Here is a 14,213-nt window from a genome sequence, read left to right on the forward strand (position 1 = left end):
GGGGAAAGGGCTCGGATTCTGGGAAAAGGTATCCCACGATACAATTCTCTCCGGGCCGAATGGGTTTGATGGAACACGTTAAGGCAACAGGGATGCACAACGCTTTCTCGACTGCAGGATTAGCCTTTTCCTCTGTTGATGTTGGGAAGGCATTCGGTGAAAGCCTCAGCCGACTGCAGTTGGGCAAATTTAACACATGGGCGAGGTGATGAGCTAAGTGCTTCCCTCTGTTGGCCGGGCTGCTGCAACAACTGGACTTCTTAATACCCTTTGCACTCACTTCGTTTCGGAGATCACCGATGGCTCTATCATTTAATCGTCGTCAAGTGCTGAAAATGGGCGCTCTGGCCGGAGCCGGGGCTGCCCTAGGGCCGCAGATCTGGGTGAAGCGATCCGTGCCCGCCTACGCCCAGGGAGAGACCATCCGCGTTGGCATTTTGCACTCCCTCAGCGGCACCATGGCCATTTCAGAAACCAGCGTGGTGGATGCGGAAAAGCTGGCTATCAAAGAGATCAATGCCGCCGGTGGGGTTTTGGGCAAGCAGATCGAGCCGATTATCGAGGATGGGGCTTCCGATTGGCCAACCTTTGCCGAGAAAGCCACCAAATTGATCGATGTGGACAAGGTGGCAACGGTATTCGGCTGCTGGACTTCGGCCAGTCGCAAAGCGGTTTTGCCGGTGTTTGAATCCAAGCAGCACCTGCTCTGGTATCCCGTGCAGTACGAAGGACAAGAGTGCTCCAAAAACATCTTCTACACCGGCGCTGCCCCCAACCAGCAGATCGAGCCTTCGGTGGAATGGCTGCTCAAGAACAAGGGCAAAGAGTTCTTCCTGGTGGGATCCGACTACGTGTTCCCCCGCACGGCCAACACCATCATCAAGGCCCAGTTGGAAGCCCTGGGGGGCAAAGTGGTGGGTGAAGACTATCTGCCTTTGGGCAACACAGAAGTTACTCCCATCATCAGCAAGATCCGGGCCGCTCTTCCCAATGGCGGTGTGATCTACAACAGCTTGAACGGCGACAGCAACGTGGCCTTTTTCAAACAACTGAAAGGGGCAGGGCTGGGGCCGGATCGTTATCCTTCCATGTCCGTCAGCATTGCCGAAGAAGAGGTGCAGGCCATTGGCCCCGAATTCTTGGAAGGGCACTTCGCCGCCTGGAACTACTTTATGACGGTGGATACGCCTGCCAACAAGAAGTTTGTGGAAGCTTTCAAGGCAGAATACGGCCAAAACCGCGTCACCAACGACCCGATGGAAGCCGCCTACATCATGGTTTACATCTGGAAGCAGGCGGCAGAAAAAGCGGGAACGGTGGAGATCGACGCCGTGCGGCAGGCAGCCTATGGCCAGACCTTTGATGCCCCAGAAGGCTTGGTAACCATGAACACCAATCACCACCTGACCAAGTATGTGCGGATCGGCCAGGTGCGCTCTGACGGTTTGTTTGATGTCATCTTTTCTACGGATGCCGTGGAGCCGCAGCCCTGGAACCAGTTTGTGGCAGAGACCAAGGGCTTTGCCTGCGATTGGTCAGATCCGGCCAAGGGCGGTCGCTACAAAGTCAGCTAGTCCTGGCCAGGGCTGGGATCCCTTGCCGTTTGGATAGGGTCGGGGATCCCGCCTAGATGCTCGGTTAGCCTCCCTAGTTTAGTTGGAAGGAGGATCCCCTGCCCATGACCTTGCTCCTGGACAGCTTGTTCAACGGCATTAGCATCGGCACCGTCTTGCTAATAGCCGCATTGGGCTTGGCCATTGTTTTCGGCCTCATGGGGGTCATCAACATGGCCCATGGGGAGCTGATGATGTTGGGGGCCTACACCACCTTCGTCGTGCAAAATGCCTTTCGTCCCCTAGGGGATCCCTGGCGGGATCTGTACATCTTTCCAGCTTTGGTAGCTGCCTTTGCCGTCACGGCTCTGGTAGGGCTGGCCTTGGAGCGGGGGGTGATCCGCTTTTTGTATGGCCGACCGCTGGAAACCCTTCTGGCCACTTGGGGTGTGAGCCTGATCCTGCAGCAGTTTGTGCGCAGCGTCAATTGGGTGCTGGCTTTCCGCTTGGGGGCCTTCGCGGTGCTCTTTTTTGGCGGCTGGTGGCTCTTGGCCAGGCGAACGGATTGGCCGCGCCTCAAAGGGTGGACGCTGGCGCTGCTACTGGTGCTTTCCACGGCCATTGCAGCGGTGGGGGGGCGGGTGCTGGCGCAAACCTATGCTTTAGCAGTCACTCAACCCTGGTTTGGAGCCCAGAACAAAGATGTGACCGCTCCCCGTTGGCTGGGGGGTGGGATCCCGGTGGGCAGCCTGTTTTTGCCCAATACCCGCCTGTTTATCATCGCCCTCACTGTCTTCTGCATCCTAGGGCTGTACTTCTTCTTGCAGCGCACCCGCTGGGGGCTGCGCATCCGGGCGGTTACCCAGAATCGGGCCATGAGTGCCTGTGTAGGGATCCCCACGCAAAAGGTGGATGCCCTTACCTTTGCCATCGGTTCGGGTCTGGCGGGAGTAGCCGGCGTGGCGGTCAGCCTGCTGGGATCCGTGGGGCCGAACACCGGCCAAAACTACATCGTGGATACCTTTATGGTGGTCGTCGTGGGGGGTGTCGGTAAGCTTTTGGGCAGCATTGTGGCAGCGCTTGGGATCGGGATTGCCAACTTTGTCATCGGTTCCGGGACGCTGGCTTTGATTTTTCCCAACGTGCCCATCCTGACCGATACCCTCAACTTTTTTGCCACCACGAGCATGGCCAAGGTGATGGTCTTTGCTTTGATCGTGGCCTTTTTGCAGGTGCGACCTCGGGGCCTTTTCCCCGAAAAAGGTCGTATGGTGGATGCCTAGGGAATGATCTCGCTTGGCGAAAACTCTAGGACCAGACTCTCCATCTTCTACTCCCTCACAAAGCCCATGAAACTGGTTCATTCCCCCCGTGCTGATCATGAAGTGGCTGCTCCCGCCGCGGGTGGGGATCCCAATTCTTCTCGCAAGCTTCTGTGGGAGGCCGGGATCCTCATCGTTTTGGTGCTGGCCTTGATCTTTGTGGCCCCAACTGTGCTGTCTGGCTTTCGGCTCAACTTGTTGGGGCGGTTTCTGGCCCTCAGCATTGTAGCTTTGGGAATCGACCTCATCTGGGGCTATACCGGCATGCTCAGCCTGGGGCATGGGGTGTTCTTTGCCTTGGGGGGCTACGCTCTGGGGATGCACCTGAAATTGCAATTGCCGGAAGGTCAGATACCGGAGTTTTTCAGCCTCTACGGGGTAACGGAATTGCCCTGGTTTTGGTATCCCTTTTATTCGTTTCCGTTTACGGCTGTTGCTGTGGTCTTGATCCCGGCTTTGGTGGCGGCAGCCCTGGGGTATTTGGTGGTGAGAAATCGCATCCGAGGGGTTTATTTTTCCATTTTAACTCAGGCCACCACGATTATTTTCTTTAACTTCTTCAACGGCCAACAGCGCTTAATTAATGGCACCAACGGCCTGACCAACTTCCAGACTTTGTTTGGCCTGGATGTCAACTCGTCCGAGATGCGCTTCGCTGTCTATGTCACTACAGTTCTGGCGGTGGTTTTGGCTTACCTTCTCTGTCGTTGGCTGACCAGCGGCTTATTCGGTCGGATCCTGGTAGCCATTCGAGATGACGAGCCGCGGGTTCGTTTTTCCGGCTACGATCCCACCGGCTTTAAAGTTCTGGTGTTTGCCGTGTCTGCTGCCCTGGCGGGTGTTGCCGGAGCTTTGTTTACCTTGCAAACTGGGATCATCTCTCCCAATGCGATGGCCGTTCCCTTTTCCATTGAGATGGTAATCTGGGTGGCGGTGGGCGGTCGGGCCAGTTTGGTGGGGGCGGTGCTGGGGGCTCTGTTGGTTAACTTTGCCAAGAGCTTGCTGAGCGAAAATTTTCCGGAGATTTGGCTGTTTTTCCAGGGGGGATTGTTCCTGTTGGTGGTGCTGGTGCTGCCGGATGGACTGGTGGGTTGGGTGCGCACCCAAGGCAGGCAGCTTTGGGTCACTGTCCAGCTTTGGCGCAGGCGTTTGGCAGATACTTCCCCAGCTTAAATCTGGCTTTCTGTCGATGTGCATCATACGCAAGGTGCAAGTTCAGAGTAAAAGGATCCCAGATCTGATGGGTGAGCCAGCGATGCCAAGTTTCCTCTCCTATTTGATGGGTTTATTTGATGGGTTGAGAATCCGGTTTGACCTTTGGCCTTTCCGTTCTTGGATGTGATCCCTATGCTTACTGCAGCTCCCACCGCCACCCGACAAATTTTACAAACTCAGGATCTCACCGTCAGCTTCGACGGCTTTAAGGCTTTGGACAGGCTGAACTTCTCTCTGGAGGAAGGGGAGCTGCGGGTGGTCATCGGCCCCAATGGGGCAGGCAAGACTACGTTTCTCGATGTGCTGACGGGCAAGGTTAAGCCTACTCGAGGCCGGGTGCTGTTTAAAGGAAAAGATCTGACCAAGCTCAAGGAACATGAGATCTCGATTTTGGGTGTTGGGCGCAAGTTTCAGACGCCGCGGGTCTATCAAAACTTGAGCGTGCGAGAAAACTTGGAGCTATCCCTCAACCCTGACAAAAGGGTTTTTTCCACCCTATTGGGCAAAAAGCATCTGCGAGAAAAAACGGATGCTCTTTTGGAAACCATTGGCCTCAGCCGTAAGGATCGGGTTCCGGCAGGGCTGCTTTCCCACGGAGAAAAGCAATGGCTGGAGATCGGCATGGTGATTGCTCAAGATCCGGATTTGCTGCTGCTGGATGAATGCGTGGCCGGGATGACGGACAAAGAAACAGAAGCTACAGGAGAGTTAATTCAATCCTTAGCCCAAAGCCACACCATTTTGGTGATCGAACATGACATGGTGTTTGTCCGACAAATTGCCCGCAAGGTTACCGTTTTACACCAAGGCTCGGTGCTGTGCGAAGGTACCTTTGAGGATGTGAAAAACGACCCGCGAGTGATTGAGGTCTATCTCGGATCCCACAAGGGGAAAAACTAAGCAAAGAGGCTATAGTTCTGTATCTAATCGACTCATGCGCAGGCCTATGAATACGGAAAACGCGACCGCAACACAAAACTTATCCCGAGATGGATCCGGGCCTCTCCTGGAGGTCTCCAACTTGAGGGTTTACTATGGTCAGAGTTTAATTGTGAAGGATCTCTCTTTTAAGATCTTTCCCGGCCAAGCGGTTTGCCTTCTGGGCCGCAATGGTATGGGCAAAACCACCACACTTAAAGCCCTGATGGGACTTCTGAAAGACTGCACAGGCAAAATTGCTTTTGAGGGCCGTCCTATCAACCATTACCCTCCCAATTGGCGAGCCCGTGCCGGTATCGGCTATGTGCCCCAAGGTCGAGAGATATTTCCCCGCCTAACGGTTGAGGAAAACCTGCTGGTGGGGCTAGAAGCGGCACCGGACAGAGAACGGATCATACCTGAGTTTGTCTATGACCTATTCCCAATTCTGCGTTCTTTTCTTAAACGGCTGGGTGGGGATTTGAGCGGTGGGCAGCAGCAGCAACTGGCCATCGCCAGAGCTTTGGTGGCGGAGCCCAAACTTTTGCTCCTGGATGAGCCCACAGAAGGGATCCAGCCCTCTATCATTATCGAGATCGAAGAAGCCATCAGCCGCATTCAAAAGGAGCGGGGCGTTTCGGTGTTGCTGGTGGAGCAGTATTTTGAGTTTGCCCAAAGCCTAGCCGATTATTTTTATCTCATGGAGAATGGATCCCTTATCATGGAGGGGCCGACCAACCAGATGGATGAAGAAAAAGTTCGGGCTCACCTCTCCATTTGAGGGGAAGCCATGTCATATTCACTGCTGATTACTTACCAAATCACTTAATGCTTAATGTCCGCCCATCTTGTGGCCAACTTCTTTGAGATCCACGCTGCTGATAGGACTTTCATAGACGATCCGACCGCCCGCCATCACCAGCAAACGATCGGAGAGCTTGAGAAGCTCGTCCAGATCTTCGCTGATCAGCAAGACGGCAACTCCTCGGTTACGAGCATCCACAATCTGCGAGTGAATGTAATCTACTGCCGCAAAGTCCAGACCAAAACAAGGATTGGCGGCGATCAAAATTTGTGGATCTCCGGCGAGTTCCCGTGCCAAAATGGCTCGCTGGACATTACCCCCCGACAGGTGGCTGATGGGAGTTTGGGCTGCAGGCGTTTTCACCTTAAATTGCTCGATTAACGCGCGGGCAGAGCGCCAAATCTCTTGCCAGATCAACATCCAACCTTTGGCCATAGGATCCCGGTCATAACGACGCAGGGCCAAGTTTTCGCCAACGCTCATGTTGGGGATCGAGGCATTTCTCAGAGGTTCCTCCGGCAAACAGCAAACCCGGTGGCGCACCATTTCTGCGCGGGTGGCCCTGTACAGTTGCCCGTTGATCTTGATCTGCCCGGCTGTAGCCATCCGCTGCCCGGCCAAGACTTCCATCAACTCCCGCTGGCCGTTGCCGGAAACGCCGGCAATTCCCACAATCTCACCTCCATGAACAGTCAGGGTCACCCCCCGCACAGCGGGCAAGCCATTGTCCTTGTCAGCCTGGATCCCTTCAATTTCCAGCAGAGGGGATCCCCCTTTGACCAAGGCTTTCTCCAACTGGATCTGCACCTGTTGCCGGCCCAGCATCATTTCGGCCATTTCTGCTGTGGATAAATCTTTCACTTGTCCATGGCCGGCCAGCTTCCCACGTCGCAACACCGTCACCTCATCGGCAAAGGCATTCACCTCGCGAAACTTGTGGGTAATGAGCAATACACTCAGGTCGCCAGCTTCCACCGAACGACGCACAAGGCCCAAGACTTCGTCGGCTTCCTCTGGCGTGAGCACAGAAGTAGGCTCGTCCAAGATCAGGATCTTGGTGTTCAAATAAAGCTGCTTGAGGATCTCGACCTTCTGCTTTTCTCCTGCCGATAGTTCGGAAACAAAAGCCCGCAAGTTGACTTGGAAAGGGGCTGTTTCCATAAAATCTGCCAGCTTTTTTTCCTCTTCTTTCCAGTCAATCACCAAAGGCAAATCTGGGCGGGCCAAGACCAAGTTTTCCGCCACAGTCATGGCGGGTACAGAGGTGAAATGTTGGTACACCATGCCAATGCCGTAGTGATAGGCATCCCGTGGGCTGTGGATGGCACGAGCTCGTTTATCAATGCAAACATCGCCAGAGTCAGCATGATAAAAGCCCATCACGCACTTGACGAGGGTGCTTTTCCCGGCTCCGTTTTCCCCAAGTAAGGCATGAAGGGATCCCGGCTTGAGTTTCATCGAGACGTGGTCTAGGGCCAACAGGGATCCAAATCGCTTGGTGAGGTTGACGACCTCCAGTTCCGGGGGGGCTTTCCGTGCTGTTGAGATTTCAGTTTGGGCAGTGGTAGTCATGGTTGGTCAAGATCTCCTGGTTTGGGTGTCTCACGTAAAGACACGTAAAGAAACGAGGTCTAGTCGGTTTTGAGTTCCTGAAGTACTGCTATCAGGGCACCTGAATCGGCAACTGCCCCGAAAACCCCCCCTTGCATCTGGATCATCTTCAGAGCAGCGAGATAATTTCCGTAGTCTGTGGCACCTGTGCAATCGGATAGCAACAAACATTCATAGCCCCGGTCGTTGGCTTCTCGCATGGTGGTGTGGACGCATACATCGGTGGTGATGCCCGTCAAGATCAGGTTTTGGATGCCTTTGCGCCTCAGGATTAAGTCCAGATCGGTGGCATAGAAAGCGCCTTTGCCCGGCTTGTCGATGATCACCTCCCCTGGCAGAGGAGCCAGTTCCGGGATAATTTCCCAGCCGGGTTCTCCTCGCACCAGGATGCGCCCACAGGGACCGGGATCCCCAATGCCTGCCCCAATGCGTTGACTGCGCCAGCGCTTGTTTTCCGGCAAATCTGATAGATCGGGGCGATGGCCTTCGCGGGTATGCACGATGAAAAAACCCAGGGCTCGCATTGCCGCCAAAACCCGTCGGATCGGCTCTATGGGGGCACGGGTGAGGGAAATGTCGTAGCCCATTTTGTCTACATAGCCACCTACCCCGCAGAAATCGGTCTGCATATCGATGACGATCAGGGCGGTGTTCTCAGGCCGTAAGTCACCGTTGTAGGGATAGGGGTAAGGTTCTGCCGCAATATAGGATCCCATAGCACCTCTGGCAAATCAATTCAATAAAGAGCAAAGAAAGAGCAAAAGCCCAATCAAGAGGGATATCCAACCCAAGCCTTCGGGTCACCCTGCGCTTGACCTCGGCTCTCCCAAGTTAAAGCTGGGGCGGTGAGCCTTGGCCAGAACCCTGCCAAGATAGAACACAGCTTGCCATTTCCATCCACAGGTTTGTGTCTCCTCCGATTCACTTCACTGCAGAGCCCTGGCTGCACACCTACAGCGAAATTATCGATGTGCGCTCTCCGGCAGAGTTCGCAGAGGATCATTGGCCGGGAGCCATCAACTTGCCTGTACTCTACGATACAGAACGGGCGGAGGTGGGCACGCTCTACAAGCAGGTGGATCCCTTTACAGCCCGCAAACGAGGGGCAAGCTTGGTGGCCCAGAACATCAGTCGCCACTTGCAAACCCATTTTGCCGATAAAGATCGCGATTACCGGCCCCTAATCTACTGCTGGCGGGGAGGGCAGCGCTCTGCCAGCTTGGCATTGGTGTTGTCCCAGGTGGGCTGGCAGGTTACGGTTTTGCAAGGTGGCTACAAAACCTACCGGGCCTGGGTGCGCCGACAGCTGCAGATCTTGCCCCAGGAATTTACCTACCGAGTGCTCTGCGGACCAACAGGGAGCGGCAAAACCCAGTTGCTTCACCATCTGCGCCAACAGGGATCCCAAGTTCTCGATCTGGAAAAGCTGGCCTGTCACCGGGGATCCCTCCTGGGGGCCGAGTGGGGGGTGCCACAGCCCAGTCAGAAGAGCTTTGAAAGTCAACTGGTGCAGGTTTTTCTCCAGTGGGATCCCGCCAAGCCAGTCTGGGTGGAGGCTGAGAGTGCCAAAGTGGGCCAGCTCCATCTGCCGCCTGCCCTTTGGCAAGCCCTTACCCAAGCCGACTGTGTCGAAGTGCAGTTGCCTCTAGAGGAGCGGGTGAAGGGGTTAATCGCCCACTATCCCCACTGGATTGCTCACCCCCAAGCGCTAAAGGGGAAATTGCTGCCTCTGAAGTCCCGTCTTGGCCAGGCCCGCCTGCAGCGTTGGTTTGAGCTGATCGACGCCCAAGACTGGCCGCAGTTTGTGCAGGAGTTGCTGGAGCAGCACTACGACCCCACCTATCGACACGGGCTGCAGCAAAACTTCAATCGCCTTCGGGCCCGGATTGAGCTGTCTGACCTTTCCGAGACCAGCCTCAGGGAAGCTGCTGCTCGCCTCATCCAGATGCCGCTTGGATCCCTGGCTAGGTGAGCACGATAAACTCCAAAGCCCGCAACACCTCAAACCACTCGGAAACTTCCAGCCGAACCGTGGAATCGGCAATCCACCGGCAGCCGGGATAAAAAGACTTGCGGTAGGCCCGAGCGGGATCCTTGTAGTCCACTTCCAATTGAAAGTGATCCGGCAGTGGGCGAGGACGGTAGGCCGACAGCCGCCTCAGGGATCCCTCTACACCTTGGCGGATGGCCTGTAGAACCTGCTGCGGATGTGGCGTAATGACCGACTGGCCTATCCCTTTGTGGGTGACCACCGTCTCGATGTGGGCGTCATAAGCTTTCGCTGCGGCACACACCTCCGCATCTCCGGCTACAAACACAACTGGGACTCCCTCATAGGCAGCCGTGAGGCTGACCAGGTGAAACTCGGCGATGGCCTGGCCGTTCAGTCGGATTTGGCTAACTTCGGTGGTGTAGGTGTGGGCGAGGGGGTTGGCAGCAGATCCGGCGCGGGCATGATAGCCGATTAGGAGCAGGGCATCGTAACTGCGATCCAACTCTTGCACCATACAGTAGGGGTGGCCGCTCCAGCCGCGGATGAGTTGCACCGGCTCCGGCAACCGTTCGGGGATGAGGTTCCGCCCGGAGTCATGGGCATCTTTGACTGTGATCTGCGTGGCTCCGGCAGCCAGGGATCCCTCACAAGCCGCGATCACTGCTCGGGTCATCTGCTCTCGGAATGCCTCGTAACCCGGCTGGCCGATGGTGGCCTCATCCCAATGGCTGATGCCGGCGATCCCTTCAATATCGGCGCTGATATAAACCTTCATGTTTGGCTCAGTAGACTCAGCATTGGATTCTGTCGGGCTCTATCCACCCTCAGATGCCGCTCAACATCGCTCTGCACAAGGGATCCAAGCGGTCATTTCCCTTGCGAAAGCTGCCCCTGTCTCTGTTACGGATCCCTTCCCTGTTTTCGAGAAGTCGGGATGAAAAACAAGGACTCCATCCCGCTGAGGCGGTCAGAGAGCCACCAAAGAAGCAGATACCCCCTGCTGCAACTCCGACAACAATGAGGCCGGACGCCCCTTATAGGGCCAGGCAAAAGCGTGACGAAAAGCTGCTTCCTGGCAGTGTTTGAGCTGCTCGAAATCGATGATGTCGTGGGTCAGCAGGTTCTCGTACTCAAACGGCAGGCGTACATTGTGCAAGCCGGCGTTGTCGGTGCAGATGGCAATATCCACCCCCGCGTCAAAGCAGCGGTCAAAGACAATCTTGAGGGGCTCCAAACTGGGCAGAGTTCCCGTTTTTAGATAGGTGGTGGGACAAACTTCTAGGCATTGTCCTCGCCGCGCCAGCTCCGGCAGCAATTCTGGATAGTGGAGGGGGATCTGAATGCCGTGGCCGATCCGCGAGACATAGGGCAGCAACTGTGGGTAGCAGCCATCCAAAGTTTCGTACAGGTGGGCAGTGGTTTTCAGGCCGCGGGCCAGCGCATACTTGAACAGCTCAATCCACTCGTCCATCCGTTCGCCGTAGGGCTTGTCTCCCCCGGCCAGGTCGATGGCACACACATACTCCGACTCGGCGGCAGCTTCCACCATGGCCCGGTTGATGTGGCTGGGCAGGCGTGAGTGCAAACAGACGATCTGGGTGGTGACGATGGGATACTCTCGCTGTTGACTGGCTTGTCCTACCGTCTCGATCACCTGGCGCATCTGCTTGAGGCGCTCCCCCTCATCCAGGCTGGGATCCGTGCGCAGGTAGGGGGTGTAGCGAATCTCCAGGTAGGCCAGATCCTCAAAGACGTAGGCTCCCCGCAGCAGGCGGTAGATAAAATAGGGCAGGGTTTCCAGGGTCTGCACCTGTTCCACCAGCGTGTGCAGCTCCAGGTAATCCTCGAGGGTGTTGCGCGGGCGGGTGTAGAACTCCTCAAACTCGGCATAGGTGGGAAAGCGCTCTGCCACAGGGGATCCCTGGCGGTGAAAATAGCGCCACAGAATTCGGGGGACAACCGAACCGCCCAAATGACGGTGCAACTCCGCGTGAAGTGCCATAAACGCTCTACAGTGGCCCGCCAGGGGGCAGACTTGGTTTGTTTAAGTACTATTTCTACTCTTATCCTACTCTTATCCAACCGCCTCAGGCTTGTCCAGGTCTAATCCCGCAAGCCCGGCTAGAAGTTTAGATCGTCAAGCCGATCCCCTGCCCATCGTGATAGGCGGCCAGCAGTAGGTCGGTGGTGGTATCCCAAGCAATCTCGCCCGAGCGCGATAGAGCAATGGCCCCAAAGGAGCGGCGACGTTGGCGGGCCTCTTGAAAAGACTTGGCCATGGCAGCCTTCAGGCTGAGGCCATCTTCCACTCGAATCACAATCCGCACCGCCAAGCTCTCATCCAAAATATCTTCCCCGACACCAGTACAACTGACCCCCGCCGCCGCACTGGCATAGGTTCCCGCCGGAGTGGCCGAATCGCTTACTCGCCCCACCCGTTCGAACCCCCGCCCGCCGGTGGAGGTGCCGGCACAGATTTGCCCCTGTTGATCCAGCGCCACCGCCCCCACCGTGCCCATGGCCAGAGCGGTGAGAACCCTGGTCGGGGGATGGGTTTGGCGCAACTGCACCCACTCTTGAACCCGCTTGAGAGTGGCCGGATCATAGACCGGCAACTGCAGCTCCCGCGCCAGCTCTGCTGCCCCTTGTTCGGCCACCACGCGATCCGGGCTTGATTGCAGAGCCTGGGCCATGAGGATGGGATGCTGAACTCGGCTGACGTTGATCACCCCGCTAAAAGACTGGGTGGCCCCGTTCATGAGAGCGGCGCTCATGCGGATTTGCCCATCCGATTGCAAGACCGACCCCGTCCCGGCATTGTAGAGCGGATCATCCTCCAGCAACTGGCAGGCATGCATCACCGCCGCCTCGGCACTCTGCCCAGCCAACAGCAGCTCGTAGGTGCTCTCCACCACCTGCTGCAGGGATCCCCTCACTTTTTCCAGGCTGCTTTCCCCTTCCAGGGCGCTGCCGGCTCCGCCGTGGATGATCAGTTTGGGCTGAGGCATGATGAGATCGGTTACCTTGTGAGAACAGTGGAAGACTATATTTTGATTTTCGGGTACAACATCCACCCATGCATCTGCTCCATCCCAGGGATCCCAACGCAAAGGGAGAGGGAGCCTTAAGATAATCCTGTAGATTTGCTAAGCATAGATACTCAAGGGCGATTCTGGTAAAGGGCTGTCGGATTGCAGCCGGCAGGGATCCCCCTGATGGTATGGCACAAGCGAGGTTACATCCATGGCGCTGCCCAGCTTGCACGAGTTTCCTTGGCTGACCACGGTCATCGCTTACCCTGTGTTGGCCGCCCTATTTATTCCCCTGATCCCAGCACCGGCTGGGGATCCCAGTACCCGCGCCTACGCACAAAAGTTGGCCGAGCGGATCCGCTGGTTTGCTTTGTTCATTGCGGTCACGGATCTGCTGATTCTGCTGGCCGGCTTCTATGTCGGCTACGATCCCGGCCAGACAGGTTTGCAACTGCTGGAGCGCTACACCTGGGTACCCCAAGTGGGCTTGAGTTGGTCGGTGGGGGCTGATGGCCTCTCCATGCCCCTGATCCTGCTCACGGCGTTTATCACTACCCTAGCCATCTTGGCCGCTTGGCCGGTCACCCTCAAACCTCGCCTCTTCTACTTTTTGATGCTGGCCATGTATGGCGGGCAGATCGGGGTGTTTGCCGTGCAGGACATGTTGCTGTTTTTCCTGATGTGGGAATTGGAGCTGATCCCGGTGTACTTGCTCCTCTCCATTTGGGGGGGATACAACCGCCTGTATGCGGCCACCAAGTTCATCCTCTACACGGCTCTCAGCTCCCTGTTTATCCTGGTGGCAGGTCTGGCTATGGCCTTCTACGGGGATCCCATCAGCTTTGACATGACGGATCTGGCCCACAAGACCTATCCACTCACCTTCCAACTGCTGATGTATGGGGCCTTCCTCATTGCCTATGGGGTGAAGCTGCCCATTTTCCCCTTGCACACTTGGCTGCCCGATGCCCACGGCGAGGCCACTGCGCCGGTGCACATGTTGCTGGCCGGGATCCTGCTCAAGATGGGGGGCTATGCCCTGATGCGCATGAATGCGGGCATGCTGCCGGATGCTCATCTTTACTTTGCGCCGGTGCTGATCGTGTTGGGGGTGGTGAACATCATCTTTGCCGCCCTCACCTCTTTTGCCCAGCGCAACCTGAAACGGAAGATCGCCTACTCTTCCATCAGCCACATGGGCTTCGTGCTCATCGGTATCGGATCCCTGACGGAGATCGGCATGAGCGGCGCCATGCTGCAGATGATCTCCCACGGGCTGATCGGGGCCAGCCTGTTCTTTTTGGTGGGGGCCACCTACGACCGCACCCATACGCTGGAGCTGGAGGAAATGGGCGGCGTTGGCCTGAAGATGCCCAAGATCTTCTCCATGTTCACCGCCTGCTCCCTGGCTTCGCTAGCCCTACCCGGCATGAGCGGCTTTGTGGCCGAGATCATGGTGTTTATCGGCATGGCCACCACCGATGCCTACTCTCTCCCCTTCCGGTTGGTGGTGGTTTTCCTGGCAGCAGTTGGGGTGATCCTGACCCCCATCTACCTGCTGTCGATGTTGCGGCAGATTTTCTTTGGCCCAGAGAACAAAGAGCTCACCGAACACGAAGAATTGGTAGATGCTGAGCCACGCGAGGTGTTCATCATCGCCTGCCTGTTGATCCCCATCATTGGCATTGGGCTCTACCCCAAGCTGGTGACCAGCCTCTACGACCAATCCACTAACGCTTTGGTGGCGCTGCTGCGGCAGGAGCT

General features: G+C 56.4%; 12 protein-coding genes. 7 read left to right on the top strand and 5 right to left on the bottom strand.

Annotated elements, in window-relative coordinates:
* Positions 1–299 precede the first annotated feature (299 nt).
* The 5 genes from urtA (at position 300) to urtE (ending at position 5,789) form a co-directional block, all read left to right on the top strand.
* Positions 300–1,574, top strand: coding sequence for an urea ABC transporter substrate-binding protein (urtA, locus tag NW820_RS02035; protein WP_011433602.1), 1,275 nt, complete (start codon positions 300–302; stop codon positions 1,572–1,574).
* Between the two features lie 104 nt (positions 1,575–1,678).
* A complete protein-coding gene (gene urtB, locus NW820_RS02040) occupies positions 1,679–2,836 on the top strand; it encodes an urea ABC transporter permease subunit UrtB (RefSeq protein ID WP_414406553.1) in 1,158 nt (385 codons plus the stop codon).
* A 3-nt stretch (positions 2,837–2,839) separates the two neighbouring features.
* The gene (gene urtC / locus NW820_RS02045) at positions 2,840–4,048 is read left to right on the top strand and encodes an urea ABC transporter permease subunit UrtC (protein WP_414406554.1); all 1,209 of its coding nucleotides are present in this window, start codon (positions 2,840–2,842) and stop codon (positions 4,046–4,048) included.
* 174 nt (positions 4,049–4,222) lie between these two features.
* Positions 4,223–4,990, top strand: a complete 768-nt coding sequence (urtD, locus tag NW820_RS02050; RefSeq protein WP_011433599.1) for an urea ABC transporter ATP-binding protein UrtD — start codon at positions 4,223–4,225, stop codon at positions 4,988–4,990.
* Positions 4,991–5,036: 46 nt separating this feature from the next.
* Entirely contained in the window at positions 5,037–5,789 is a 753-nt protein-coding gene (gene urtE, locus NW820_RS02055) for an urea ABC transporter ATP-binding subunit UrtE (protein WP_414406555.1), read from the top strand.
* A gap of 51 nt (positions 5,790–5,840) precedes the next feature.
* On the opposite strand, the gene NW820_RS02060 is transcribed toward urtE, so the two are convergent.
* Both NW820_RS02060 and NW820_RS02065 read right to left on the bottom strand, forming a co-directional pair.
* Positions 5,841–7,385 (bottom strand): ABC transporter ATP-binding protein, encoded by a 1,545-nt coding sequence (locus NW820_RS02060; RefSeq protein ID WP_414406556.1) that lies wholly within the window; start codon positions 7,383–7,385, stop codon positions 5,841–5,843.
* A gap of 59 nt (positions 7,386–7,444) precedes the next feature.
* Positions 7,445–8,140, bottom strand: a complete 696-nt coding sequence (locus tag NW820_RS02065) for a cysteine hydrolase family protein (protein ID WP_011430738.1) — start codon at positions 8,138–8,140, stop codon at positions 7,445–7,447.
* Between the two features lie 191 nt (positions 8,141–8,331).
* On the opposite strand from NW820_RS02065, the gene mnmH reads away from it, so the two are divergent.
* Positions 8,332–9,396 carry a tRNA 2-selenouridine(34) synthase MnmH gene (mnmH, locus tag NW820_RS02070; protein ID WP_414351992.1) on the top strand — a complete coding sequence of 355 codons (1,065 nt, stop codon included), beginning with the start codon at positions 8,332–8,334 and terminating at the stop codon, positions 9,394–9,396.
* Here mnmH and NW820_RS02075 read toward each other — a convergent pair.
* From NW820_RS02075 to NW820_RS02085, 3 genes are all read right to left on the bottom strand, one after another.
* Complete coding sequence (locus NW820_RS02075) at positions 9,389–10,192, bottom strand: M55 family metallopeptidase (RefSeq protein WP_414342392.1); 804 nt, start codon at positions 10,190–10,192, stop codon at positions 9,389–9,391. The two genes, mnmH and NW820_RS02075, sit on opposite strands and share 8 nt — an antisense overlap.
* 192 nt (positions 10,193–10,384) lie before the next feature.
* Positions 10,385–11,419: an adenosine deaminase gene (locus NW820_RS02080; RefSeq protein ID WP_414406557.1), complete on the bottom strand. Its 1,035-nt coding sequence runs from the start codon at positions 11,417–11,419 to the stop codon at positions 10,385–10,387.
* A 127-nt stretch (positions 11,420–11,546) separates the two neighbouring features.
* A complete protein-coding gene (locus NW820_RS02085; RefSeq protein WP_414406558.1) occupies positions 11,547–12,425 on the bottom strand; it encodes an isoaspartyl peptidase/L-asparaginase in 879 nt (292 codons plus the stop codon).
* Between the two features lie 235 nt (positions 12,426–12,660).
* Here NW820_RS02085 and NW820_RS02090 point away from each other — a divergent pair.
* Positions 12,661–14,213, top strand: a 1,553-nt coding sequence (locus NW820_RS02090; protein WP_414406559.1) for an NAD(P)H-quinone oxidoreductase subunit 4, incomplete at its 3' end; no start/stop codon positions are given.

It is taken from the genome of Synechococcus sp. R55.7 (assembly GCF_047461955.1).
GTDB lineage: Bacteria > Cyanobacteriota > Cyanobacteriia > Thermostichales > Thermostichaceae > Thermostichus.

Coding starts and splice junctions, on each gene's coding strand:
- urtA (WP_011433602.1), top strand. CDS start 300: ATGGCTCTATCATTTAATCGTCGTCAAGTGCTGAAAATGGGCGCTCTG.
- urtB (WP_414406553.1), top strand. CDS start 1,679: ATGACCTTGCTCCTGGACAGCTTGTTCAACGGCATTAGCATCGGCACC.
- urtC (WP_414406554.1), top strand. CDS start 2,840: ATGATCTCGCTTGGCGAAAACTCTAGGACCAGACTCTCCATCTTCTAC.
- urtD (WP_011433599.1), top strand. CDS start 4,223: ATGCTTACTGCAGCTCCCACCGCCACCCGACAAATTTTACAAACTCAG.
- urtE (WP_414406555.1), top strand. CDS start 5,037: ATGAATACGGAAAACGCGACCGCAACACAAAACTTATCCCGAGATGGA.
- NW820_RS02060 (WP_414406556.1), bottom strand. CDS start 7,385: ATGACTACCACTGCCCAAACTGAAATCTCAACAGCACGGAAAGCCCCC.
- NW820_RS02065 (WP_011430738.1), bottom strand. CDS start 8,140: ATGGGATCCTATATTGCGGCAGAACCTTACCCCTATCCCTACAACGGT.
- NW820_RS02075 (WP_414342392.1), bottom strand. CDS start 10,192: ATGAAGGTTTATATCAGCGCCGATATTGAAGGGATCGCCGGCATCAGC.
- NW820_RS02080 (WP_414406557.1), bottom strand. CDS start 11,419: ATGGCACTTCACGCGGAGTTGCACCGTCATTTGGGCGGTTCGGTTGTC.
- NW820_RS02085 (WP_414406558.1), bottom strand. CDS start 12,425: ATGCCTCAGCCCAAACTGATCATCCACGGCGGAGCCGGCAGCGCCCTG.